Source organism: Rhizobium sp. Leaf311, assembly GCF_001423445.1.
Lineage (GTDB): Bacteria > Pseudomonadota > Alphaproteobacteria > Rhizobiales > Rhizobiaceae > Agrobacterium.
Map to the genome: position 1 here is coordinate 529,164 of NZ_LMNZ01000004.1, position 21,257 is coordinate 550,420.

Annotated in this window: 22 protein-coding genes; 11 read left to right on the plus strand and 11 right to left on the minus strand. The window is 57.8% G+C overall.

Annotation, left to right across the window (positions count from 1 at the left end; all coding sequences use genetic code 11):
* The first annotated feature begins 5 nt into the window (after positions 1 to 5).
* From ASF69_RS08315 to ASF69_RS08345, 7 genes are all read left to right on the plus strand, one after another.
* Entirely contained in the window at positions 6 to 1,568 is a 1,563-nt protein-coding gene (locus ASF69_RS08315) for a Na+/H+ antiporter subunit D (protein ID WP_062586826.1), read from the plus strand.
* Entirely contained in the window at positions 1,565 to 2,044 is a 480-nt protein-coding gene (locus ASF69_RS08320) for a Na+/H+ antiporter subunit E (protein WP_062586827.1), read from the plus strand. Before ASF69_RS08315 ends, ASF69_RS08320 begins: the two co-directional genes overlap by 4 nt.
* Entirely contained in the window at positions 2,041 to 2,430 is a 390-nt protein-coding gene (locus ASF69_RS08325) for a cation:proton antiporter (protein ID WP_062586828.1), read from the plus strand. Before ASF69_RS08320 ends, ASF69_RS08325 begins: the two co-directional genes overlap by 4 nt.
* Entirely contained in the window at positions 2,427 to 2,768 is a 342-nt protein-coding gene (gene mnhG, locus ASF69_RS08330; protein ID WP_062586829.1) for a monovalent cation/H(+) antiporter subunit G, read from the plus strand. The genes ASF69_RS08325 and mnhG overlap by 4 nt, the downstream gene beginning before the upstream one ends.
* Before the next feature lie 417 nt (positions 2,769 to 3,185).
* Positions 3,186 to 3,614: a MucR family transcriptional regulator gene (locus ASF69_RS08335; RefSeq protein ID WP_062586830.1), complete on the plus strand. Its 429-nt coding sequence runs from the start codon at positions 3,186 to 3,188 to the stop codon at positions 3,612 to 3,614.
* A 200-nt stretch (positions 3,615 to 3,814) separates the two neighbouring features.
* Complete coding sequence (locus ASF69_RS22725) at positions 3,815 to 4,228, plus strand: hypothetical protein (RefSeq protein WP_082469659.1); 414 nt, start codon at positions 3,815 to 3,817, stop codon at positions 4,226 to 4,228.
* The gene (locus ASF69_RS08345; protein WP_062586831.1) at positions 4,221 to 5,045 is read left to right on the plus strand and encodes a DUF6456 domain-containing protein; all 825 of its coding nucleotides are present in this window, start codon (positions 4,221 to 4,223) and stop codon (positions 5,043 to 5,045) included. The genes ASF69_RS22725 and ASF69_RS08345 overlap by 8 nt, the downstream gene beginning before the upstream one ends.
* 12 nt (positions 5,046 to 5,057) lie before the next feature.
* On the opposite strand, the gene ASF69_RS08350 is transcribed toward ASF69_RS08345, so the two are convergent.
* Both ASF69_RS08350 and ASF69_RS08355 read right to left on the minus strand, forming a co-directional pair.
* A complete protein-coding gene (locus ASF69_RS08350; RefSeq protein ID WP_062587231.1) occupies positions 5,058 to 5,474 on the minus strand; it encodes a SufE family protein in 417 nt (138 codons plus the stop codon).
* 255 nt (positions 5,475 to 5,729) lie between these two features.
* Positions 5,730 to 6,173 carry a DUF5330 domain-containing protein gene (locus ASF69_RS08355; RefSeq protein ID WP_062586832.1) on the minus strand — a complete coding sequence of 148 codons (444 nt, stop codon included), beginning with the start codon at positions 6,171 to 6,173 and terminating at the stop codon, positions 5,730 to 5,732.
* Between the two features lie 477 nt (positions 6,174 to 6,650).
* Here ASF69_RS08355 and ASF69_RS08360 point away from each other — a divergent pair, with 477 nt between their 5' ends.
* Genes ASF69_RS08360 through ASF69_RS08370 form a run of 3 tightly spaced genes read left to right on the plus strand, consistent with a single transcriptional unit; the run spans position 6,651 to position 9,459 of the window.
* Positions 6,651 to 8,183: a PAS domain-containing sensor histidine kinase gene (locus ASF69_RS08360; RefSeq protein WP_062587232.1), complete on the plus strand. Its 1,533-nt coding sequence runs from the start codon at positions 6,651 to 6,653 to the stop codon at positions 8,181 to 8,183.
* The gene (locus tag ASF69_RS08365; RefSeq protein WP_062586833.1) at positions 8,155 to 9,102 is read left to right on the plus strand and encodes a peptidoglycan-binding domain-containing protein; all 948 of its coding nucleotides are present in this window, start codon (positions 8,155 to 8,157) and stop codon (positions 9,100 to 9,102) included. Before ASF69_RS08360 ends, ASF69_RS08365 begins: the two co-directional genes overlap by 29 nt.
* Before the next feature lie 12 nt (positions 9,103 to 9,114).
* A complete protein-coding gene (locus ASF69_RS08370) occupies positions 9,115 to 9,459 on the plus strand; it encodes a DUF1491 family protein (protein ID WP_062586834.1) in 345 nt (114 codons plus the stop codon).
* A gap of 110 nt (positions 9,460 to 9,569) precedes the next feature.
* Here ASF69_RS08370 and ASF69_RS08375 read toward each other — a convergent pair whose 3' ends face one another.
* From ASF69_RS08375 to ASF69_RS08385, 3 genes are all read right to left on the minus strand, one after another.
* Complete coding sequence (locus ASF69_RS08375; RefSeq protein ID WP_062586835.1) at positions 9,570 to 10,055, minus strand: chemotaxis protein CheW; 486 nt, start codon at positions 10,053 to 10,055, stop codon at positions 9,570 to 9,572.
* Positions 10,055 to 11,998 carry a HAMP domain-containing methyl-accepting chemotaxis protein gene (locus ASF69_RS08380; RefSeq protein ID WP_062586836.1) on the minus strand — a complete coding sequence of 648 codons (1,944 nt, stop codon included), beginning with the start codon at positions 11,996 to 11,998 and terminating at the stop codon, positions 10,055 to 10,057. The genes ASF69_RS08375 and ASF69_RS08380 overlap by 1 nt, the downstream gene beginning before the upstream one ends.
* 373 nt (positions 11,999 to 12,371) lie before the next feature.
* The gene (locus ASF69_RS08385) at positions 12,372 to 13,349 is read right to left on the minus strand and encodes a hypothetical protein (RefSeq protein WP_244475423.1); all 978 of its coding nucleotides are present in this window, start codon (positions 13,347 to 13,349) and stop codon (positions 12,372 to 12,374) included.
* Between the two features lie 704 nt (positions 13,350 to 14,053).
* Between ASF69_RS08385 and ASF69_RS08390 the strand changes: the two genes are divergently transcribed.
* Positions 14,054 to 14,272 carry a hypothetical protein gene (locus ASF69_RS08390; RefSeq protein ID WP_062586838.1) on the plus strand — a complete coding sequence of 73 codons (219 nt, stop codon included), beginning with the start codon at positions 14,054 to 14,056 and terminating at the stop codon, positions 14,270 to 14,272.
* A 32-nt stretch (positions 14,273 to 14,304) separates the two neighbouring features.
* Here the strand turns inward: ASF69_RS08390 and ASF69_RS08395 are convergent, their stop codons facing one another.
* From ASF69_RS08395 to ASF69_RS08420, 6 genes are all read right to left on the minus strand, one after another.
* On the minus strand, positions 14,305 to 14,853 hold the full coding sequence (locus ASF69_RS08395; protein ID WP_062586839.1) for a hypothetical protein: 549 nt from the start codon (positions 14,851 to 14,853) through the stop codon (positions 14,305 to 14,307).
* Entirely contained in the window at positions 14,846 to 15,433 is a 588-nt protein-coding gene (locus ASF69_RS08400; protein WP_062586840.1) for a DUF1214 domain-containing protein, read from the minus strand. Before ASF69_RS08400 ends, ASF69_RS08395 begins: the two co-directional genes overlap by 8 nt.
* A gap of 193 nt (positions 15,434 to 15,626) precedes the next feature.
* Complete coding sequence (locus ASF69_RS08405) at positions 15,627 to 17,096, minus strand: sorbosone dehydrogenase family protein (protein ID WP_062586841.1); 1,470 nt, start codon at positions 17,094 to 17,096, stop codon at positions 15,627 to 15,629.
* Positions 17,096 to 17,530, minus strand: coding sequence for a DUF2231 domain-containing protein (locus ASF69_RS08410; protein WP_062586842.1), 435 nt, complete (start codon positions 17,528 to 17,530; stop codon positions 17,096 to 17,098). Before ASF69_RS08410 ends, ASF69_RS08405 begins: the two co-directional genes overlap by 1 nt.
* 173 nt (positions 17,531 to 17,703) lie before the next feature.
* Positions 17,704 to 18,477 carry a hypothetical protein gene (locus ASF69_RS08415; protein WP_062586843.1) on the minus strand — a complete coding sequence of 258 codons (774 nt, stop codon included), beginning with the start codon at positions 18,475 to 18,477 and terminating at the stop codon, positions 17,704 to 17,706.
* A 454-nt stretch (positions 18,478 to 18,931) separates the two neighbouring features.
* A complete protein-coding gene (locus tag ASF69_RS08420; protein WP_062586844.1) occupies positions 18,932 to 21,109 on the minus strand; it encodes a transglycosylase domain-containing protein in 2,178 nt (725 codons plus the stop codon).
* Positions 21,110 to 21,257: the final 148 nt, after the last annotated feature.

Below are 21,257 nucleotides of genomic sequence, written 5' to 3' on the forward strand. Positions count from 1 at the left end.
TACCCATGGCCGCTTCCGGTTCTCCAGCCATCGATCTTTCCGCAGCCCTCGTTGCGCAGACGACACCGCTTGCCGACTGGCTGATCATTCTGCCCGTCGCGCTCTGCATCGGCCTTGGTGCTGTGCTGATGATGGTGCGTCACTCCACCCGGCTTCACGCAGCCATCGCCATTGCCGGGTTGCTGGCGCTGGTGGTGATCGATGCGGCCCTTCTGTGGAAGGTGGCGACAGATGGACCTTTCACCATGGTCATGGGGCGCTGGCTTCCGCCCTTCGGCATCGCATTCACGGCGGATCTTACCGGAACGGTGCTTGCGCTGGCCGGTGCGCTCGCAGCGCTTGCCTGCGCGGTACACGCCCGCGCCGAAATCGATGAAACCGGCAGACGCTACGGCTTCTATCCCTTTCTGATGCTGCTGATGGCCGGCGTCACCGGCGCGTTTCTGACCGGCGACATCTTCAACCTCTATGTCTGGTTCGAAGTGCTGCTGGTCTCTTCCTTCGGCCTCATCGTGCTGGGCTCGACCCGGGAACAGATCGACGGCGCATTGAAATATGCGGTGCTGAACCTCATCGGTACCACGCTGTTCCTCATTGCCGTCGGTTATCTCTACGCCATCTTCGGCACGCTCAACATGGCCGATATCGCAATCAAGGTCACGCAGGCGGATCAGCAGGCGCCCCTGATGACGCTGGCGTCGCTGTTTGCACTGGCATTTGCCATGAAGGCGGCGGCCTTTCCGGTCAACTTCTGGCTTCCGGCGTCCTATCACACGCCGAAGATTGTCGTTTCCGCGCTGTTCGGCGGCCTTTTGACCAAGGTTGGCGTCTATGCGTTGCTGCGGGTGATGATCATGCTCTTTCCGGTTCAGCGGGAAGAACTGAGCCTCGTCATCGCGGCCGTGGCTGTTCTGACCATGCTTTCAGGCGCGCTGGGTGCGCTTGCACAGAACGACCTGCGGCGAATGCTGGGCTATGTCGTCATCTCCGGTATCGGCACCATGATGGCCGGTGTGGCGATCGGCTCACCCTCGGCCGTGGGCGGAGCGGTGTTTTACGCTCTCAATTCCGTCGTGGTCATGACAGCGCTCTACCTCGTCATTGGTCACGCAGCCCGCATCGGCGGAGCATGGACGCTGTCGGACCTCAGCGGCCTCTATGGTAAGGCGCCATGGTTTTCCGCCATGACGCTGGCCCTGTTCTTTGCGGCCTCCGGTCTGCCGCCTTTCTCCGGCTTCTGGCCAAAGGCAATGCTGACCAAATCCGCCATCGATATCGGCGCATGGTGGCTGGCGGCGGCAATTCTGGTGTCCGGCTTCCTTTGCATGATTGCGCTCGCCCGCGCATTCCTTCTGTGTTTCTGGCGTCCGTCTCCCGCCGGCATGAAGCAGGTTCCAGCCGTCGCCAATCCGCCGGGCCTGATGCCTGTCGTTGGACTGACGCTGCTGGTCGTTCTCTTCGGCCTGTTTCCGGAAAGCATCATCACGCTCAGCCAGCGCGCCGCAGACGGCCTTGCCGACCCCGCCGCCTATATCCGCTCGGTCTTTCCGCAAGGAGCCATCCGATGAAGCTGTTTCTTCCGGGCTTGCTGTTCACCATCGTCTGGCTGGCCATATCCGGCAGTTTTACGATCCCAAACCTCATCTTCGGCATCGTGGTCGCTGCCCTGTCGCTTTCGATGGTGCGTCACCAGTGGAGCGAGAGCAGCACCTATTGGCGGCGCGCTCCGGCAATCCTCTTCCTCGCCGTGTTGTTCCTCAAGGAGCTTGCCCTGTCGGCATGGACGGTGGCCAGACTGGTGCTCACGCCTAAAATGGAACTGAAGCCCGGCATTTTTGCCTATCCGCTGAAGCTCGACACCGATTTTGAAATCACCCTGCTTGCCAATCTCATCACGCTGACGCCCGGTACCTTGTCCGTCGATGTGTCCGAAGATCGTTCGAAACTTTACGTCCACGCGCTCGATTGCAGCGATGTCGAAGCGACGAAGCGTTCGATTGCCGATGGATTCGAACGGCGAATCATGGAGGCGTTCCGCAAATGACACCCGAAACCCTTGTCTCCTTCGCCACAATTTTTGCCTCGGCCATTCTTTCCGTCGCCTTCCTGCTGACCGTTTTTCGCGTCGTCGTCGGTCCGACCTTGCCAGACAGGGTTGTGGCGCTGGATATGCTTGTGGGGATCGCCATCGGCTTTTTGGCCGTCATCGCCATCCGTACGGGTTACAAGCTGTATGTCGACATTGCCATCTCGCTTTGTCTCGTGGGCTTTCTCGCCACAGTTGCGTTTGCGCGTTTCGTTCTGTCGCGAACGCCGGGTCCCGAGCACCGGGGCAGGGAGGTTCTGGATGGCACGGATATCGTCTCCCCCAAGGCCGCTGCCAGACGCGCCAAGGCGCCAAGCAAAGCAAGAAGGAAACCTCGGTCATGACCTGGTTTACTGCCATTCCCGTGGTTTTTCTCCTTACGGCAGGCGCGTTTTTCTCACTGACTGCCGCCATTGGTATTAACCGGTTTCCAGACCTCTATACTCGGATGCACGCTGCCTCCAAGGCAGGAACTGTCGGTTCAGGACTTCTTCTTCTTGCCGTGGGTATAAACGCGCTCGACGTTTCTATTTTGGCGCGTTCTCTGGCGGGTATCTTTTTTGTTGTGTTGACCGCCCCAGTATCTGCACATTTGCTTGCGAAAGCTGCCCACAAAGTGGGATATCGCCTGGCTGATGTAACCACTTTGGATGATATGGAAGCAGACCGGAAGTTGAACTGACGTTATTTCTCACGCATCGACTTGATCAGCGATCAGACATACATCCTTATTTTGTTACCTGTGATTTTTTATAGATAGAATAGGCCGTTTTTCGTCTCAATTATTCCGAAATAATAATTGGACTTTTTTTGGTTTGGTGCTATCCACGTCAGGTAAAGTAGATGATGTTGATTTGCGTCTTACGTTATAGATATTCCGGTTGGGCATTTGAATAATGGCTAATCTAAGTTCTCGCGAGAATATCGGGATATATCTGGCGTTTCACGCAGTTGTTGCAAGAATTTTTCTCCGCATCTTTATAGATGTAATGGGGAATAAGTTTTCACAGCAGACGCAAATCAGTGGGCTGGGTTAACTTCGTTTCACGTGCAGGCGGTCTGTCCGTTGCTTGTGAAGACATGAACAGGAGACATATAAATGACGGAAACTACATACGGCGGCGCTCAAGATCTGCTGGTCGAGCTGACTGCGGATATCGTTGCTGCCTATGTTAGCCACCACGTCGTTCCGGTTACGGAGCTTCCCGGCCTTATTTCCGATGTGCACACGGCGCTCAGCGGCACCTCCACCCCAACGGTAGCTGCCGTTAGTGTCGAGAAGCAGAAGCCAGCGGTCTCCGTGCGCAAGTCGGTTCAGGATGATCAGATCATCTGCCTGGAATGTGGCGGTTCGTTCAAGTCGCTGAAGCGTCACTTGACAACGCATCACAGCATCACGCCGGAAGAATATCGCGAGAAGTGGGATCTTCCAGTGGACTATCCAATGGTCGCACCGGCCTATGCAGAAGCGCGTTCGCGCCTCGCCAAGGAAATGGGCCTGGGCCAGCGCCGCAAGTCCGGCCGTTGATCTGTCATATTGCTGCATCAAGAAAGCCGGTCCCTGTGACCGGCTTTTTTTTATGGCGTATTGCGCCAGAATAAGAAAATAATCCTTAATTCGTAGGTCATTTGGCTCGCCACCTTGTGATTTCGCGATTTCATTTGGTGGATTGCGGCAGTTAAATGCTTGGTGTATGAATTAATTCCTATTTCACCAGGAGTTACGATATGTCCCTCAGTTCAGATCCCTGCGAGAGCGCTTCCCCCCATCCCCCATATAGAATGCAAGACGGCTCTTTTTCGCCATTTGTGCCTGCTGAGCACCGGGTTGTGTGCCAGCGCGTGCGTGAAATCACCTATCAAGCCTTCGCGGAGATTGCTGGTCGCGATGCGCTTCGTCGCAACAGCCGTCACGCCATGCTGCACATCCGCCAGATCGCTCTTTACGTCTGCCATGTGACGCTGTCTCTTCCCATTGCCGATCTTGCCCTCTGCTTCGGTCGCGATCGCTCCAGCGTCAGCATTGCCTGCCAGCGCGTTGAGGATCTGAGAGACGACGAAGGATATGATGCTTTCGTCGATAGCGTGGAAGAACAGGTAAAGCCACTTCTTGAAACGTTGCGGGGAGGTGGCGATGCTTAAGGATCAGAAAACACCGAACCAGACCATCCACAACGGGCTCATCAGGCTGCTGCGGCTTCTTGGACGTCGTTCCGCAATCGTCAGGGATAGCGGCATCTATGTCGAAGTCGTCATCGATGAGAGCACAGAGGCTAGGCGGATCGAACGCCCCGTTCTGGAAGAAGGGCTATCGGCTGGCTTGCTGCGCGTTGATAATGGCAGGCTCACCGCACAGGAAACAGCCGCAGCCTTTCTGCGCCGCGCCATGGTGAAGGAGCGCGACGAAATCTTTCAGGAGCAGCATCGCCGCTGTGACGTCGCGGCGGTCGAGAGCAAAGGTGTGCGGCAGACCGTGCGCCGCAACGACCTCTCTTCTCCCTTGCTGGCGCTGGGACGGCTGAAGGATCGCGGTGGAGAAAGCTTCTTTCCTGCCGAAGCGGTGGATGCGGGCGAAAGACTGGCGCGTGATTTTCATCGCGGTCAGCTCAGTCCGCGGGTCACGGCTTCCTGGGAGCCCAGGGTCGCAAGCCGCGTCAAGGGCCACAACAACGCCGCACAGGACTTGAGCGACAGCGCCATGGCGGCGCGCCTGCGTTTCTCAAAAGCAGCCGAGGCCATGGGGCCTGAACTCTCGGGCGTCGCAATTGACGTGTGCTGCTTCGAGAAAGGTCTGGAGCTTGTGGAGCGCGAAAGGCAATGGCCGGTGCGTTCTGCCAAGCTCATGCTCAGAACCGCGCTTCTTGCGCTCGCCCGGCATTATTCGCCACCGCCACCGGCAAACGCCCATAGACGGCAGAGCCACCATTGGGGCGCGCAGGACTATCGGCCGCTGCCATGAACGGTCGAGGCCTCAGGCGGCCAGCACCTGCGCTTCGGCACGAATGCGGTTGACCATGGAGCGCAGCCCGTTGGCTCTCTGGGCCGACAGGTGCTCCACAAGGCCGATCTTGCCGAAGATCTCGATGGCGTCGAGCTTGGCAATTTCGGAGGCGTGCTTGCCGGAATAGACGGCCAGCACGATGGCGACGAGGCCGCGTACGATATGCGCGTCCGAATCGCCCTCGAACGTCAACACGGGATCGGCGGCGCCATCGCTGTGGCTCACGACCCAGACCTGGCTTGCGCAGCCCTGCACCTTGTTGTCGGCGGTCTTCTTTTCCTCGGCGAGGTCAGGCAGCGCCTTGCCCAGCTCGATCACATAGCGATAGCGATCCTCCCAATCATCGAGAAAGGCGAAGTCGTCCATGATCTTGTCGAGAGAAGTCATCGGTCCGGTATCCATTGTCAAAGCTGCGTCCATCATCGTCATGTCGTGCCCAGCATTGCCATGCAAAGGACGCCTGCGCTGCATATAGGCCAAGCGTGGTGCGAATTGAACCGTTGGAGTAACGAAAAAAAGCCCTGCAACGACGCAAATCGTGCAGGGCATGGCACTTGGCCAACGAGGTGGGCAGTGAGGCGGCCCATGATCGAGCCGCAAGGGGGGATGCAAATCCTTGAGATGGGGAAGCGGGGAGGTCGATCAGGGTGCAGGGCGGCGCTGTGGCATCGGAACGTAGGGCTGCGACTTGATAACGGTACCGGTCCTCAAATCGTCACTGTCCTGCGCCACGACGCTTTCCAGCGCCGGTGCACTCACGCTGCTTTCGACAGGTTCGGCAGCAATGGCAAGCTTTTCGTCGGGGTTGGTGCCAGCCAGCTGGGCATCGATCAGCTGATAGGCGACCTTGGCACCCTCACGCGCCCTTTCGCCCAGTGCATGAAATGTCTCTGCGCCCTTGACGCAAACATCCGGCTTTTCAACGCAGATGGCGCTGACATAACGGTAGGCTTCGCTGGCAGCCGAAACGGCGCCTGCAACGTTCATCTGTGATGTCGGGGAATTGCTGTTGTCGGAGCCGCCGAAATAGGAGAGCGCTACCAGCACCAGCGAAAAGAAGATCGATGACTTGATCAGAAACCACATTCGAAACTACCCCGTTCAATCGTCGCCCTTTTCGGGTCGTCCGTGTTGCCCTGTTCTCCGGGCTTGAAAACATCCTAGAATCGACAGACCAATAGCTCTTTGCAAAAACCGGCGAAATTTAATTCAAATTGTATCTATTTGTTCCGTCGCAGGACGAAGATCGGCATTTCACTCGAAGTTTAACGGTCCATGTTAAGCATAATTGCGGCGGCACCCCGCAATTGCAGGCGATAGCGCCGCCCACACCTGCCACAAAGATTAACGCAAAACGAAAAATATAACAAATTCCTTCGCTTACCCGCTATTAACCATGAAAGACGAAGTCTGGCTCAAATGCCCCGAAATGGGATTCCACGGTGTTTTACCCGGGGTTGCGCGGGCAGCTTTTAGCCTTTCCTTAAGCCGCACAGCCCTATTGTCGGCCATGGTTAAGGGCGCTCACGCCCACTGGAATGCGGTGTTCAAGTCTTGCGTCAGATTACGGAAAAAACGATTGCGGCGATTGATCATGCCATCGGCATGTGGCTGTCACGCATGGAGGAAGACGCCAGCGTCAGAACCGCTACGGTTCACTCGTTGCGCCGCGTCGTGGCTTTTGGCCTGACTGCGCTGTTCGTTGTCCCTGCGGTTTTCTGCTTTGCCTTTTCAGCCTCCGTCGCCCTGCCGCTGGGTGTCGCAACCGTCGTTGCTGTCTTTCTTTCTGTCGTTGCCGTCCTGCTTGCCCTTGGCAGACCACGCAAATCCGAGGATGCCGTTATCGAGCAGGCCACGCGGGATGTGGTGCCAGCCAGCCAGGTTCCGGGCCTGCTCCTGACATTTGATGAGCACGGCGTCGTCAAAGGCGTGTCGGGTCGCGATCTCAAGCAGTTTCCCAAGCATTTCCAGGACTGCACCGGCCATCTCTTCGCCGAACTCGTGCATGTCTCGGATCGCATCGCGCTGATGCAGGCATTTGACGATTTGCGTCAGGGCGGCGATTGCGCCCTTGCAGACCTTCGCTTCGAAAACGCCATTGGCGCGCGCCACACCCAGTTCATTCATGCCAGAATGGACATGACGCCAACACGCGACCAGACCGGAAGGCTCGTTGGTGTCGTGGGCCAGTTGCGCGATATTACCGAAAAGGAACTGCTGCGAAGCGAGATCGCCCGCAAGGCAGAAGAAGCCGAATCGGCCAATGATGCGAAATCGCGTTTTCTGGCTGCCGTCAGCCATGAGCTGCGCACGCCGCTCAATGCCGTGCTCGGCTTTTCGGATATCCTCGCCGGTGAATATTTCGGCAAGCTGGAAAATGACCGGCAGCGGGAATATGTCTCGCTCATCCGTCAGTCTGGCGCGCATCTTCTCTCCGTCGTCAACACCATGCTGGATATGAGCAAGCTGGAAGCGGGCCGCTATGAGCTGCAGATGGAGCCTTTCCGCATTGGCGATGCCATCGCCACCTGCGAGGGAATGCTGGGCCTTCAGGCAAAGCAGAAGGGCCTCACGCTCACAAGCCGTATCCAGCGCGATATGGGTGAAGTGGTCGCAGACCAGCGCGCCATTCAGCAGGTTCTGATCAATCTTGCCGGCAATGCCATCAAGTTTACAGAATCCGGTGGTGTAGTATCGATGGATGCGGCGCTCGAAGGCGGTATGCTGAAGCTCTCCGTCAGCGATACCGGCATCGGTATTGCCGCAGACAAGATCGCGTTTCTGGGCCAGCCTTTCATGCAGGTTCAGAACGAATATACCCGCCGCTACGAAGGAACGGGTCTCGGGCTTGCCCTCGTCAAGGGGCTGGTGGAACTGCATGGCGGAAGCTTTGCAATATCCAGCCGCGCAGGAGAGGGGACCGTGGTCACCATTCTGCTGCCAGCCGATGGCTCCGGTCGTACGCATGGTGCAGACCAGGACAACGCCATGGTCACGGCGGAATTTCCCCCGCGCCTCAAGCAGCAGCTTGGCGGTTCGGACATGAAGATGAAGGAGGATGTTGCGGATGGCCGCGCCAAAGCGAAAATCGCCTAGGAAAGCACCCGCCCGAAAGGAGCCGGGTTTCGTTTCCGTGGCGGCCCGCGCCGTCGGACAGCAGGTCTTGCGTCATCCGAAACTTGTCGGCGGCTGTGCCGCCTTTTTCGTCGTGTTCGGTTTTGTGGCAGCCAATGCGCTCTGGTACCAGCCCGGGCACCATCCCTCGCCATTTCTTCGCACGCGGGATGAGGAAAATCCAAACGGCATTCCCGGCTACCGTCTGGCAACGGGCCTTGGCGAGCATGGCAATGTCACCACCTTCCGCATTGAACGCCCGACGGACAATGCGCCAGCGCAAGCCCAGACGCCTGCTGTGGCCGCGCCTGCCCAACCTGCCGCTGCCAACAGCCAGCTTCCCGCAACGCACCAGCCAACCGAACTCGTGGCCGAAATCCAGCGGGAGCTTGCCCGTCGCGGCCTGTATGAAGGTCCGGCCGATGGCGTGCCGGGACCCTTGACCACAGCCGCCATTCTGTTTTTCGAAGAAACGGTCGGCATGGAGCAGACGGGCGAACCGACAAGCCGCGTGCTTGCGGCCATGAAGATCGACAGTGCCACCACCGTCGCGGCCATTCCAAAGGCCTTGCCGAAGGATCGCCCGGCAGAACCCAATTCGGGCGGCGTGGCCGTGGATCCTGTCGCGGCGGCCATCCGCAATGCCGAAGCTCAGACGCCGAAGGCGCAGTCCGTCTCGCTGACATCTGGGGGCAATTCCAAGCCGGCCACGAAGGACCTGGTGGCGAAGATCCAGCAGGGTCTCGTCAACATTGCCTATGCCGACGTCAAGGTAGACGGGATGGCAGGCGAGCAGACACGCACCGCCATCCGCAATTTCGAAAAGCACTATCGTTTGCCGGAAACCGGCGAGCCAAACGAAGCGGTGCTGAAAAAGCTGAAATCCATCGGCGCGCTGTGATAATGCGTAAGCATGCGCGTTAAATCCGAAATCTTCGTCTCCGCTCTTGTCCGCCGTGTTTTTTCCGCCGGTGATTTTGCCGCCATTGAGGTCAGGGGCGCGGATGCCGCTGGTGCCGTCTTCATCCGCCAGCGCCTTCGCAACGGGCTGGAAAATCTCTACGGCCCCGCACCGCAAAGCTTTTCCGATGATGGTGATGATGCGCAGGACCGGCGGTTCGAGCAGCGCCTGATGCTGGCGCAGGCGCAGGATGTCGCGGCATTGCTGGAACGGGAGCGCCGTTTCGATAGCGATTTATGGGTGGTCGAGGTGGAGACGGACAGCGTGGACGGTTTGTTCACCGTCGTTTCGCAATAGGCATCAGGGGGTGCGGATATCCGCCGGATGTCGGGCGCAAGGCCGGACGCTGAAAAGCAGGGAAGGGGGCCGGGAAACCACAGCCCAACCTTCATTCGGTCATCGAGCGATCAGGCCGCGCTTTGCGAATCCCAGTTATCGGGGTCCGAATTGGCGAAGATGGCATCGAGGTTGAGGAAGCAGATCATGGTCTTGTCACGGGCAAAAATGCCTTCGGCATAGCCGGTCGTTGCAAGACCTGCTGTGGCCGGAACCGGCTGCAGATCCGCTGCGGACACGGTCAGAATATCTGACACGCGATCCACCATCATGCCGATCGTCTTGCCCTTGACGCTCGTTACCACGATGGCGCTGCGCTCCGTGGCTTCAACCGGCGGCATTCCAAGCTTGGAGGACAGGTCGACAATCGGGATAACCGTGCCGCGCAGGTTCATGACGCCAACCACTTCTGGCGGCGTATGCGGCAGTGGCGTGACCGGAGCCCATCCGCGAATTTCGCGGATGGAGGTGGTGCGAACAGCAAATTGCTGTTCGTTCAACATGAAAGCGATGATTTCGAGCGCGTCGTCTGCGCGAAGGATAGGTCTATTATCCATCAAAACTCTTCCCAGTTCGTTTTGGAGACATCAAGCGCGGCATTGCCGGAGAAGGCAGCCGAGATTTTGCGGCCAAGTGCCCGGGCAGGGGAGGCCGATGGGCGCTCATTGTGCGAGACGGCCCGAGGTGTATTCGACGCGGCAGCATAGCCGCTATCGGACAGTTTGAACTGCGCCAGAAGCTGGTTGAGCGATTGCACTTCGCTGGCCAGTCCGTGGCTTGCCGCCGTGCTTTCTTCCACCATGGCCGCATTCTTCTGCGTATCCTGGTCCATCTGGTTGACGGCAGTATTGATCTGCTGGAGTGCGGAGGACTGTTCCTGCGCGGATTCAGCGATGGCGGCCACGTGGCGGTTGATTTCCTGCACTTCCGTCACGATGGTTTCGAGCGCCGTACCCGTCTCACCGACAAGCTGCACACCCTGTTCAACCTGCGTGTTGGAGGTTGTGATCAAGCTCTTGATATCCTTGGCCGCATTGGCGGAGCGTTGAGCCAGTTCACGCACTTCCTGGGCAACGACCGCAAAGCCCTTGCCGGCTTCACCCGCGCGGGCGGCTTCAACGCCAGCATTCAGCGCCAGAAGGTTGGTCTGGAAGGCGATTTCGTCGATCACGCCGATGATGTTGGAGATCTCGCCAGAGGACTTTTCGATCTCGTTCATGGCGGTAACCGCCTTGCGAACGACCTCGCCAGACTGTTCGGCACCCAATTTCGCACGGCTGACCAGATGACCGGCTTCCTGCGCGCGGCGTGTGGCATCCTTGACGGTGGTGGTGATCTGTTCCAGCGCCGCCGCTGTCTCTTCCACGGATGCGGCCTGCTGCTCGGTGCGCTTTGCCAGGTCGTCGGCCGCAGCGCGAATTTCATTGGCACCGGAATCAATGCCACGTGCATTCTGCGCCACGCGGGTCAGCGTCGATTGAAGCTGTTCTGCCGTGGTGTTGAAGTCATTGCGGATGCCATCAAGCGTCTGGGCGAAGGGCTGGCGCAGACGGTAGGTCGTGTCGCCTTCGGCAAGCTTGGAAAGGGCGGAGGCGAGACTGTCGACCGCAAATTGCACGGCAGCCGATTCCTTGGCCTTCTGTTCCTCGCGCTCGATCCGCTCCTGCTCCGTCAATGAGCGATTGGCCTCGGTCTCACGCTCCAGCCGGCTGCGCTCGATGGCGTTTTCGCGGAAGACCTGAACGGCGGCAGCCATCTGGCCGACTTCATCCTTGCGCTCGATGCCGTCGATGGCGGCGCCGGTGTCACCCGCCGCCAGGGAGGCCATACGCGCGCGAAGGCGGGCGATCGGTGCCGTGATGCCATGGGTTGAAATGTAGAGACCAAGCGCCACGAGAAGCGCAGACATCAGCAGGATGCCGATGAGGCCGGACATGATGGTGCTATCCGTGTTACCGCTCAGCTCACTGCTTCTATCATTGATGGTCTTGATGAGCTTTTCCGTAACCGCGGTGATTTTGGGCGAGACTTCGCCGACCTTGGCCAGCACGGCCAGTGCCGATTGCTGGGCCTGCTCACGCTGACCGGCCTGCGCCTGGGAAATGACCGTGTTGATCATAGTCTCAAGTTCGGAAGCACCCTTGAGGATGACCTGGGTGTCCTCTGCGCCCTCGGGAACGAGCTTTGCGATCTGCGACTGACGCTCGTCCATCTGCTTGAAATTGTTTTTGCTCACCTTGACCGCATCCGCAAAAGCCTCGCTTGCGGGATCAACCATCGACATGCGCAGGGTCTGCATCGCCAAGCCGTTGATGTTGCCGCTGGTGCGGGCATTCAGCACAGCCGAATAGGCGTTGTGATCGATGAAATAGCTGTAATCATTGTCGGTGTGCTTGTACTGCCAGCTGACATATCCCAGCCCGGCTATCGATGCCACGCTCATTGAGGCGATGACAGTAACAACCTTCGCTTTAATCGTAGCATTTTTCAAAAATGACATTGTGCCCTCACGGCAATATTCGTACCGCCTGGGCGGTCATCAAGACATGAATCATCATCGCGCGTAGCCATCCATCATAGGGCGCAGGCGTTCAACAGATTGCAATCCTCCAGGATGGCGCTCCTCCGCCTGGTCTACTCACTCCGTTTTGCAACCAGAGTGTGCGGTACGACAATTCTACGATTTGTCTAAATTTATTCTTACTTTTTTATGCAACTACTTGCCGTAACGTAAGCCTGTCTGGCGGGTTGGACTGAGTGACAGATGTCACCCCACGCCGCCAGGTAAAGGCAGGCGTCTCAAGCGTATGGCAGTGAGGGGCGGCGCCTTGAGACAGCTATTCTGCGTCCGTCTTTCAATGTCCCGCGGGGGATCAGCGACGGACAACCAGCTTTTCGGCGGGGATTCTTTGCTCGCGGCCTTGCCGTTCGGTATCGTCCGGGTTGACCGTATAGAGGTCCGCACGGCGCCAGCTTTCGATGCGATTTTCGCACTGAGCAGGATCGAGCTTTTCCAGCATGATTTCCGCGCCCGTCATGTCGCCATTGCGAGCCTTCAGATGCGGATAGAAGCATCCCAGCACAAAAGCCGCATCGGCGAAATCCATACCCAGGCCTATCAGTGTGGTGGCAAGCTGCTGGCCGGAAATATCCAGCATCACCCGTTCGGAAAGCAGATGGCTGGCCGAGAGGCAGTCTGAAAGTGCCTTGGCAAACTGCCGGGCATTACGCTCACGGGCAAAACGCACCAGAAGCGCTTCCTGCACCTCTGTCAGGCGCAGCGCTCCCAGGGTATCGCTGTGCGGGCGGTTGAGATGCTGCGCCATGGTGCGAAGCTGCTGGCGCAATTCTTCTTCGCGCTCGGCAATCGTCTTTTGTACCGGCTGCGAGGGGGACGCCGCCTCGCTGTCCTCTACAGCAGGCCTTGCCGGTGCCTGGCGTGAATGGCGCAGACCGACAAGAGTATCGATGACGGTGGGCGAAAGATCATCCCGGCGCACAATGGTTCTGGCATGTGCCCCACCCTGCGTCCGTGCCACGGCGATCAGGGTTTCGTCATCCAGCGCCTTGGAGGAAATGAGAAAAGGAGCCGATAGGCCGATGGGCTGGCAGGCGATGAAAAACGCGACCGCAGAAGGGACGTTGGGATTTTGCGACAGGGCCGCAACGGCTTCGCGCTTCGCTTCCGGCGTGGATGCGGCGAACAAAGGCATGAAGAGTTCCGCAAACTGGCGGAGCTCGGACTTGGACGGATGCGAGAGCCCTTCGAAACTAGACACAGTGGCCATTAACACCACATCTTTCTTCCTCTCGGCGCTCGGCCTTTCTAATTCTCGAAACCGGTCGGTCAACGCAATACCCAATGTGACGCAAAACAAAACGATCCGTTCAAGTTAGAGCAAACGTGTTGACGCCCTGTTAACCAGCAATGGCGCAAAGCGATTTTTTTCACTTACGCACAGTGAATTTTTAATAAAATAATTTTTTTGACGATTTTTGAGATCTGGCGAATTAGCACAACCACGCCGCTAGCGGGAACCCGCCGCCCATGCATAGCACGGATTGGCGAGTCCCTAACCGCTATCATGGCGGCTAAATGCCTTTAAACATGAGATAAATGTCACCCGTCAAACATGATTAAGTAGAAATTTTACCCCTGATTTCTTCGAGTTTTCAAATTTTGTTACCAAATACAACCACTTAAAATTCTTCTGAAAGTTGTATCCACAGTGCTGAAAATTTATCCTTTCAGTAATATTTCCATAAACATTTCAATTTTAACGGATTATATTTTGGCTTCAATATATTAGCATTAATATATGATTAACCTTCGCATGGTTCTAATCCGTAGGCAGGCTTCGGATTCGATGCTAGATTCAGGGTGCGACATCTTGCGTACCAGATTTCAAAGAGTCTAGCGCAGCCGCCATGTTACGTCCCCCATGCCAGTCTGTGGACTGGAGATGCACAATGTTGTGGTGATGGCATTCCCGCGTGTCGCTGATGCGTCCGCGTCTATTCAACAATCAAGCGTCATGCCTGAGAGGAGAAGACCATGGCAGACATAATCTCATTTTACGCGGCATGGCGCCGCTACAATAGCCAAGGTGATAGGCACACCAGCCACAAGGTCGTCAGTGGGCCGGCACAATTGCTGTTTTTTACCGGCGTCCGCTATGAGCGGCCCGTGATCGACATTCAGCTCGGCGCAAAGAAGAAGCCCCGAAAGCGCAAGCCGGTGTCCGTCCAGACCGATACGGCAATCGTTTCCTGACGTTATCTGCTGCGTACTAAGCGCCTGTCAGGTCACGACCAGGGCGTCTGCTCACACTTGGCTTCTCCAAGGAAACGTTCTGCTTCTTCGATAAAGCTTGGCTGCGGTACCATCGTTCGCAACACGGCATAACCCTTGTCCTGGCTCGCTTCGACGAGGATCGATTGCGAGAGACCCTCGGGCTTGGCCTTGCGGATCGCCGCCAGTTGAACCTGGTTTGCCACCAGAATATCCAGCTCCCCACCAGCCGACGTCCGGTCGTTCATGCTGAAGACCTCGTTTGAGGCGCTGTCGAAAATGGCGACGGACCAGAAGGGGACAGCCCCGAAGCCCGCCAGTCGCACCGGCTTTTCCGTGATGTCGAATGTGCAGACCGCGACGCGCATGAAGGGATCGCCGCTGCCGAGTTCGGTTTTTTCCCGCTTGTCGTCCAGAAGGTGAAACTTGTGCGCAGCGCCTTCCGCCACGGCGCGCGTATAGGCATCCCGGTTGGAAAAATGCGGTGTCGACAGCAGAATGACGAGGTGAAGCACCGCCGCTCCCACCAGGCCGACGAAAACGGCAAACAGGACCTTAAGCATCGCCGCACCCTGTCTTCTGGATGTCCGGCATCTTGATGTCGATGAGACCCGTGCTGCCCGCAACGGGCGTATCCAGCAGCGTCAGCACCAGCTTGAAATCGCCTCGCGGCGGCACGGCCAGCCAGTTGTAGGTCTGCGCGCTTGAAGCCACGCTGATATTCATGCCACCCTTCGCCCCATGCAAGAGAGTGCGGGAGTTGAGCGCGACCGGGCGACCGGTGCCGTCATCCAGCAGATTTCCCTGCTGGTCGGCTGCGTAGAGCGTCCAGAAGCGAGAGGGAGGCACCGTTCCGGAAAGCTGGTAGCGACATGCGCCCGACAGGCGCTGCCCGCCCGCATCCACCGAGGCGGTGAAGCTCAAACCTTCGGCGGTGCCATAGAGCAGCTTGCCGGAATCCGCCCTGTGCGATTTGGCATAGGGATCAGCCTCGATCGTCTGCGCCTCGGGAAATGCATCCCAAACGCCGATCCTGATCGAGCCAAATCCATCTGTCGCTTCCAGGGCCGCAAGCGTGGAAAGAATGCCGCCGCCAAAGGCGATGATAAGCGAGATTGCGACAAGAAATGGAACTCGAAACACGCTGTTTTCCCGTTTTGGAACAGGTCAGGGTTAGCATTGATTTCGATCCGGGGAAATGGGGGCTTCGCTTCCAAAGCGCAGCTATCCCAATCTCTTTGCCGCTTTTGAATGTCCTTCGTCGCACTCTGTTCAGGAAATTCAAAAGGCGCGGGTGGGGACCGCGCCTTGGCTTTTTCGTGCTCGCTTCGGGAAGCTAGGGCTGGATTGCCGGTGCCGAAGGCGCAGCCGGTACTGCCGGTTGAGAAGCGGGTGCTGATGCTGGCGCTGCGGCTGGCGAGGCCGGGCCGCTGGCAGAAACATCATCCGTCGCAACAGGTGTTGGCGTTACCGTTCCATCCGCTGCGGCGACACGCCAGACTGCGTTGCCGGCATCATCGGCGACCAGCAGCGCACCGGTTCCATCGATGCCGACGCCCACCGGACGACCGCGTGCCTTGTCGCCCTGAATGAAGCCGGTCACCACATCCTGCGTCTTGCCCGCAGGCTTGCCGTTTTCAAACGGCACATAGGTCACGCGGTAGCCATTGAAGGCGTTGCGGTTCCAGCTGCCATGCTCGCCGATAAAGGCGCCGTTGGCATAGGGGGCTGGCAGGGCGGAGTTGAGCGAGAAGGTCAGGCCGAGCGCCGCCACGTGACTGGACAGGGCGTAGTCCGGCTTGATGGCCTTTTCGACCATGTCCGGACGCGGCGGATAAACGCGGGCATCCACATGGTTGCCGTAATAGCTCCACGGCCAGCCGTAGAAGGCGTTTTCCTTCACCGATGTCATGTAATCGGGAACGAGGTTTGGCCCCAGCTCGTCACGCTCGTTGATGACGGCCCAGAGTTCCTTGCTTTCCGGGTTGAAGGCAAGGCCATTGGGATTGCGCAAGCCAGACGCAAACAGCTTGAACGCACCAGTCTGGCGGTCCACCTGAAGAATGGCCGCGCGGTTCTTCTCGGCCTCGATGCCATTTTCCACGATGTTGGAATTGGAGCCGACCGAGACGTAGAGCATCGTGCCGTCTGGGCTCAGTGCCAGATCCTTGGTCCAATGGTGGTTGATGGGGCCGCCGGGCAGCGGCGTCAGGATCTTCGGCTCAGCCGTGATCTCGTTCTGACCGAGCTCGTAGGGATAGGCCATGATGTTGGAGGAGGTGGCAACATAGAGCGTGTTGTCTGCAAAGGCGACGCCGAAGGGCGAATCCAGCTTCGTCAGAAGCTCATGGCGCTCGTCCACGGTGCCGTCGCGATTGGTGTCGCGCAGAAGCGTAATGATATTGCTCGGCTTCTGCTCGCCGGTCTCGCCATGCGCAATCGACATGATCCAGCCGCGAATGATGTCCTTTGGCCGGGATGGGGGCTCGCCAGCCGGTGCCCGCGACTGCACAACCAGAACATCGCCATTCGGCAGCGTGTGCAAGGTGCGCGGGTTGACGAGATCCTTCTGGTAGAGCGTGATCTTCAGCCCTTCCGGCACTGTTGGCGTCTCGCCATCCTTCCAGCCGATGACCTCTGCAACCTTCAGGTCTGGAATGAGATTTCTGGAGGGCTCAGGCAGCACGGGATCCGCGCCGATCTGCTGCGACGGATCGAAATTGCCGTCCTGTCCGCTGCAGGCAGGCAGAATGACGGGAACGCCGCTCAAAAGCGCGGCGGACAGAAGAATTCGCGAGCTTACCATCATACTCTCCAGGCCAGACGTGCATATTTACGGGAAGACGCCGTCACCGCCATGAGCGAAACAGCAAATGTGACCGCCGAAAGCAGCAACCCATAGGGCACGACCGCCGTCCAGCCATCACCGGCATGGACAAGGCTGTTGGCGAAAGCCAGCACCAGCATCACCAGAAACAGAATGATAGCGAGAAAAGACGACCGCATGGGCCGCGTGCGTTTCCGCAACAGATCCAGCAACCCGGCCACAACAGCCAGCCCGCCAAACACCAGCCCGGCAAACAACAACCAAGCCGAAAAATTCAGCCACATCAGGTTACCGCTCTGCCAGAAAGCAATGTCCGTACAAAGCGCCAGCGAAAAGCACACGAAGGGAAATGGTACAAAGAAGAGTTGAAATGGGTAGGCAGAGGACTCTCTGCGAGACGAAATGTCATTCATGGAGAATTCCCCGAAACTCACGACGAAAAAACGGTCGACGATGGTCGACCTCGGGAAATCAACGGTTTGAAAAGGATTTAGTTGCAGCTCAACAAATATGGCGCCAGCAACAAACAGAAGCCCGCGCGGTCATATCTCCGATCCAGCGAAGGCAAAGGGTTGGAACCTTTCTGTTAGATCCTGACCAGGGGGACGGTGCGCAGAAAATCTTGTTGCGGCGTGCAGTCGGACGGAAAGTCTCCAAACTGCCGTATTGCCAACAGCTCGAAACGCATTCCGCGTAGGCTCCAGTTGTAGGAGTTCAATTCGTTTCCAACTCTTACGAACAAAACACTGTGAAAAAACGAGACATCTGCGTCTTTGAAACCCGGCTTCGTTGTATAGATCGAAAGGCCACGCAGATCGATAAGCTGGGAGATTGCCTCGTTGTCCCCATCTCTGACGAGACAAAAAGGGTGCGTTCCTGCGATTGATGTTGCAGACATCGCCAACGCCACGGCATTCGTCAGCGACCAAATCGCGACAGCCGAAGGGCAGATCATCAGATAAAAGCCAGCACGTTGAATACGCGGCGCTTGGCGTGGGTTCACCAATAGCAACAAGGAACTGATAATTGCGGTGATCAGTGCGAACCCGTGCACAAAAGTCATACTGAAGCCACCGGCTGCAAATACCGCGGTTACGAGCGTGCCGACCGAACCAATTAACCCGGTTGCAATTGAGAGCAACGCTGCTTGCCAATACCGCAGGCTGAGAGACGTAAACCTTATAAGCAGCACAGTGCCCAAGGGCATGAGTGGAGCAAATGCGGCGCAAGCCACAAAAGCTATGAATGTCAGCTCGACCGCAGATAAGGGGGCAGTATATCCGAATACCAAAAAGGTGGAAAAATTAAAGCACCCCACCGCTATCAACAAAGCCATAGAAAAAAGCGCTATCAGCGACATCGAAAACCGTAACGAAAGAAAAGGTTCAGACAAATTAAACAGTAAAATATTGTTTATTCTCTATTGGACGACCTCAGGTCCTGTCAAGAAAGTATGGCGGCCATATCTTAGCTGCAGCTGCAGCTGAAGCAAGCAATGCTGCGAGGGACTTTCGGGTTTTTCAAGTTGGCTTTGGTGGAGTGACGGTCCCGATCCCGTGGATGAGAGAGTCCTCGTGCAGGAAAACGCCATCGTAGCCTTTGCCGTTTCCGGCAGTACCGTCGCGTCTTACCTGGGTGATAGACGGCCAAACTCCCAAAAAAATGCCGAGCCAAGACCTCGCCAAACCGCCAACAATTGCTTTCAAACGCACAGATCGAGACTTATCGAAAATCTCCTTAGGCGTTCGCTATGTGTATGTCCCAACCCATAACAGTTGGAGCTTTTCGACGATCGAGAACTTCGTCAACGGGACCTACCGCTTCACACCATCTCCACCAACATCCGCAACCTTCTGCACCGTAATCGTCGGGGCTGACGCCTCCTTCAACTTCTTGCCGATGGCGCGGATGACGCGGGTGGCTTCGGCAGAGAGGGCGCGGGGGCGGGTGAGGGCTGGCAGGGCATTGGCGTCTGTCGATGCTACTTCCGCACCGGCGGCGGGCTGTGGTCGCGAGCCGGATGGCAGCGGGTTCTGGATGCCGGGAATGGGGCGCAGTTCCATGCCCTGATGGGCATAGTCCATGAGCCGCTTGAACGTCATGGCGGGCAGGGCGCCGCCGGTCATGTTGTTCATGGAGGTGAAGTCGTCATTTCCGAACCAGACGGCGGTGGTGTAGTTGCCGGTAAAGCCGACATACCATGCGTCGCGGTAGGATTGCGATGTGCCGGTCTTGCCGCCCGAGACGATGCCATTGTCGAGTGCGCCCCGCCGCGCCGTTCCCTCAACGGGGATCGTCACCAGCATCCGGTTCATCTTGGAATTGGCCTCTTCCGAAAGAACGCGCTGCGCAGGCGGCTCATCACGGTCGAAATCGTAGAGAACCGTGCCTTCGTAATCCAGCACCTGCTCTATGCCGTGGCGACGGGCCTGCATACCGCCTGCCGGAAACACGGCATAGCCGGTGGCCTGATCCAGCACGGTCACTTCCGATGTGCCGAGCGGAATGGTCTTGTCTGTGCGAAGCGGCGTTGCAACGCCCATGGCCTTGGCCGTATCGGCAATAATCTGCGTGCCGAGCACATCCTTGGCAAGCCGCACGGGCACCGTGTTGTAGGATTTGGCGAGTGCTGTCTGCAGCGTCACCTTTCCCGCATAGGAGCGGCCGTAGTTCTGTGGCGACCAGCCGCGCCAGGTCACCGGGGCGTCGGAAATCAGCGTTTCCGGCTTGTAGCCCTTCTCCATGGCGGCGGAATAGGTATAGACCTTGAAGGACGATCCGGGCTGGCGAAGGGCGGCTGTCGCGCGGTTGAACTGGCTTTCGCCATAGTCACGACCGCCGACCATGGCGCGAATGCCGCCACGATTTTCGATCATCACCATCGCGCCCTGCTTGACCTTGTAGCCTTCACCGAATTCGCGAAGGCTGCCTTCCATGGCCTGCTCGGCAGCCTGCTGCAGGCCGGTATCGAGCGTGGTGCGAACCATGACCGTGTGGTCCTTGATCTTGCCTTCCTTGGCCAGCCGCTGCACTTCGTCAAAGGCCCAGTCGAGGAAATAATCCGGCGCCTTGACATCTTCGCGGTCGATGACGGTTGCCGGGTTGCGACGCGCGCCAACGACCTGACCTTCGGTCATCAGTCCACCCTGCACGAGGTTGGAGAGAACCGTATTGGCACGGGCGCGCGCTGCCGGAAGGTTGACGTGCGGTGCGTATTTTGCCGGTGCCTTGAACAGGCCGGCCAGAATGGCGGATTCCGCCAGCGTCACATCCGTCAGGTTCTTGCCGAAATAGAATTGCGCTGCCGCCGCCGCGCCGAAGGTGCCGCCGCCCATATAGGCGCGGTCGAGATAAAGGCTGAGGATTTCCTTCTTGGACATGTTGGCTTCCAGCCACAGCGCCAAAAAGGCTTCCTTGATCTTGCGTTCCAGCGAGCGCTCATTGGTCAAAAACAGGTTCTTCGCCAGCTGCTGGGTCAGCGTGGAGCCACCCTGCACGACGCCGCCTGCGCGGGCATTCTCGCTCATGGCGCGGGCAAGGCCGATGAAGTCTATGCCGAAATGTTCGAAAAAGCGCCGGTCTTCGGTGGCCAGGACAGCCTTGATGAAATGATCCGGCATCTGGTCGATCGGCACGGAATCTTCGTGGATAATGCCGCGATGGCCAATCGTGTTGCCGTAGCGGTCCAGAAAAGTAACAGCGAAATCACCGCGATAGCGCCAGTCCTTCTTCGTTTCCTCAAAGGCGGGCAGGGCCAGCGCCAGCATCAGCACGGTGCCGGCGGTGCCAACCGTCAACGCATCATCGGCGATGTTGATGAGAAATTTCTTCCAGCCGCGGACATGCAGTTTGCGCGAGGCAATCGTAACCTCTTCCCAGAAGTCGAAAACGCGGGATGCGGTTGTCCACAGGCCGGAATCGATCCATGAATCGATCCGCAGCAGAATATGGCGTTTGCGGCGCGCCGGTTTGTTGTTGTTGTCTTCCTGCACCTGAAACGAATTCCTGTTCGATATGGCGAGCGGATGCTTGACGCAGCAACCTTGCGCGGGTCATTCCCTCACCACCACTCTGCCAGATTTAAGGATTATCTTATAATCCGACAGATTGCGATACGACAAAACGGGCTATGCCATGTTG

Coding starts and splice junctions, on each gene's coding strand:
- ASF69_RS08390 (WP_062586838.1), top strand. CDS start 14,054: ATGGCAGACATAATCTCATTTTACGCGGCATGGCGCCGCTACAATAGC.
- ASF69_RS08315 (WP_062586826.1), top strand. CDS start 6: ATGGCCGCTTCCGGTTCTCCAGCCATCGATCTTTCCGCAGCCCTCGTT.
- ASF69_RS08410 (WP_062586842.1), bottom strand. CDS start 17,530: ATGAATGACATTTCGTCTCGCAGAGAGTCCTCTGCCTACCCATTTCAA.
- ASF69_RS08350 (WP_062587231.1), bottom strand. CDS start 5,474: ATGACTTCTCTCGACAAGATCATGGACGACTTCGCCTTTCTCGATGAT.
- ASF69_RS08405 (WP_062586841.1), bottom strand. CDS start 17,096: ATGGTAAGCTCGCGAATTCTTCTGTCCGCCGCGCTTTTGAGCGGCGTT.
- ASF69_RS08355 (WP_062586832.1), bottom strand. CDS start 6,173: ATGTGGTTTCTGATCAAGTCATCGATCTTCTTTTCGCTGGTGCTGGTA.
- ASF69_RS22725 (WP_082469659.1), top strand. CDS start 3,815: ATGTCCCTCAGTTCAGATCCCTGCGAGAGCGCTTCCCCCCATCCCCCA.
- ASF69_RS08395 (WP_062586839.1), bottom strand. CDS start 14,853: ATGCTTAAGGTCCTGTTTGCCGTTTTCGTCGGCCTGGTGGGAGCGGCG.
- ASF69_RS08365 (WP_062586833.1), top strand. CDS start 8,155: ATGGCCGCGCCAAAGCGAAAATCGCCTAGGAAAGCACCCGCCCGAAAG.
- ASF69_RS08370 (WP_062586834.1), top strand. CDS start 9,115: ATGCGCGTTAAATCCGAAATCTTCGTCTCCGCTCTTGTCCGCCGTGTT.
- mnhG (WP_062586829.1), top strand. CDS start 2,427: ATGACCTGGTTTACTGCCATTCCCGTGGTTTTTCTCCTTACGGCAGGC.
- ASF69_RS08375 (WP_062586835.1), bottom strand. CDS start 10,055: ATGGATAATAGACCTATCCTTCGCGCAGACGACGCGCTCGAAATCATC.
- ASF69_RS08325 (WP_062586828.1), top strand. CDS start 2,041: ATGACACCCGAAACCCTTGTCTCCTTCGCCACAATTTTTGCCTCGGCC.
- ASF69_RS08415 (WP_062586843.1), bottom strand. CDS start 18,477: ATGTCGCTGATAGCGCTTTTTTCTATGGCTTTGTTGATAGCGGTGGGG.
- ASF69_RS08380 (WP_062586836.1), bottom strand. CDS start 11,998: ATGTCATTTTTGAAAAATGCTACGATTAAAGCGAAGGTTGTTACTGTC.
- ASF69_RS08345 (WP_062586831.1), top strand. CDS start 4,221: ATGCTTAAGGATCAGAAAACACCGAACCAGACCATCCACAACGGGCTC.
- ASF69_RS08320 (WP_062586827.1), top strand. CDS start 1,565: ATGAAGCTGTTTCTTCCGGGCTTGCTGTTCACCATCGTCTGGCTGGCC.
- ASF69_RS08335 (WP_062586830.1), top strand. CDS start 3,186: ATGACGGAAACTACATACGGCGGCGCTCAAGATCTGCTGGTCGAGCTG.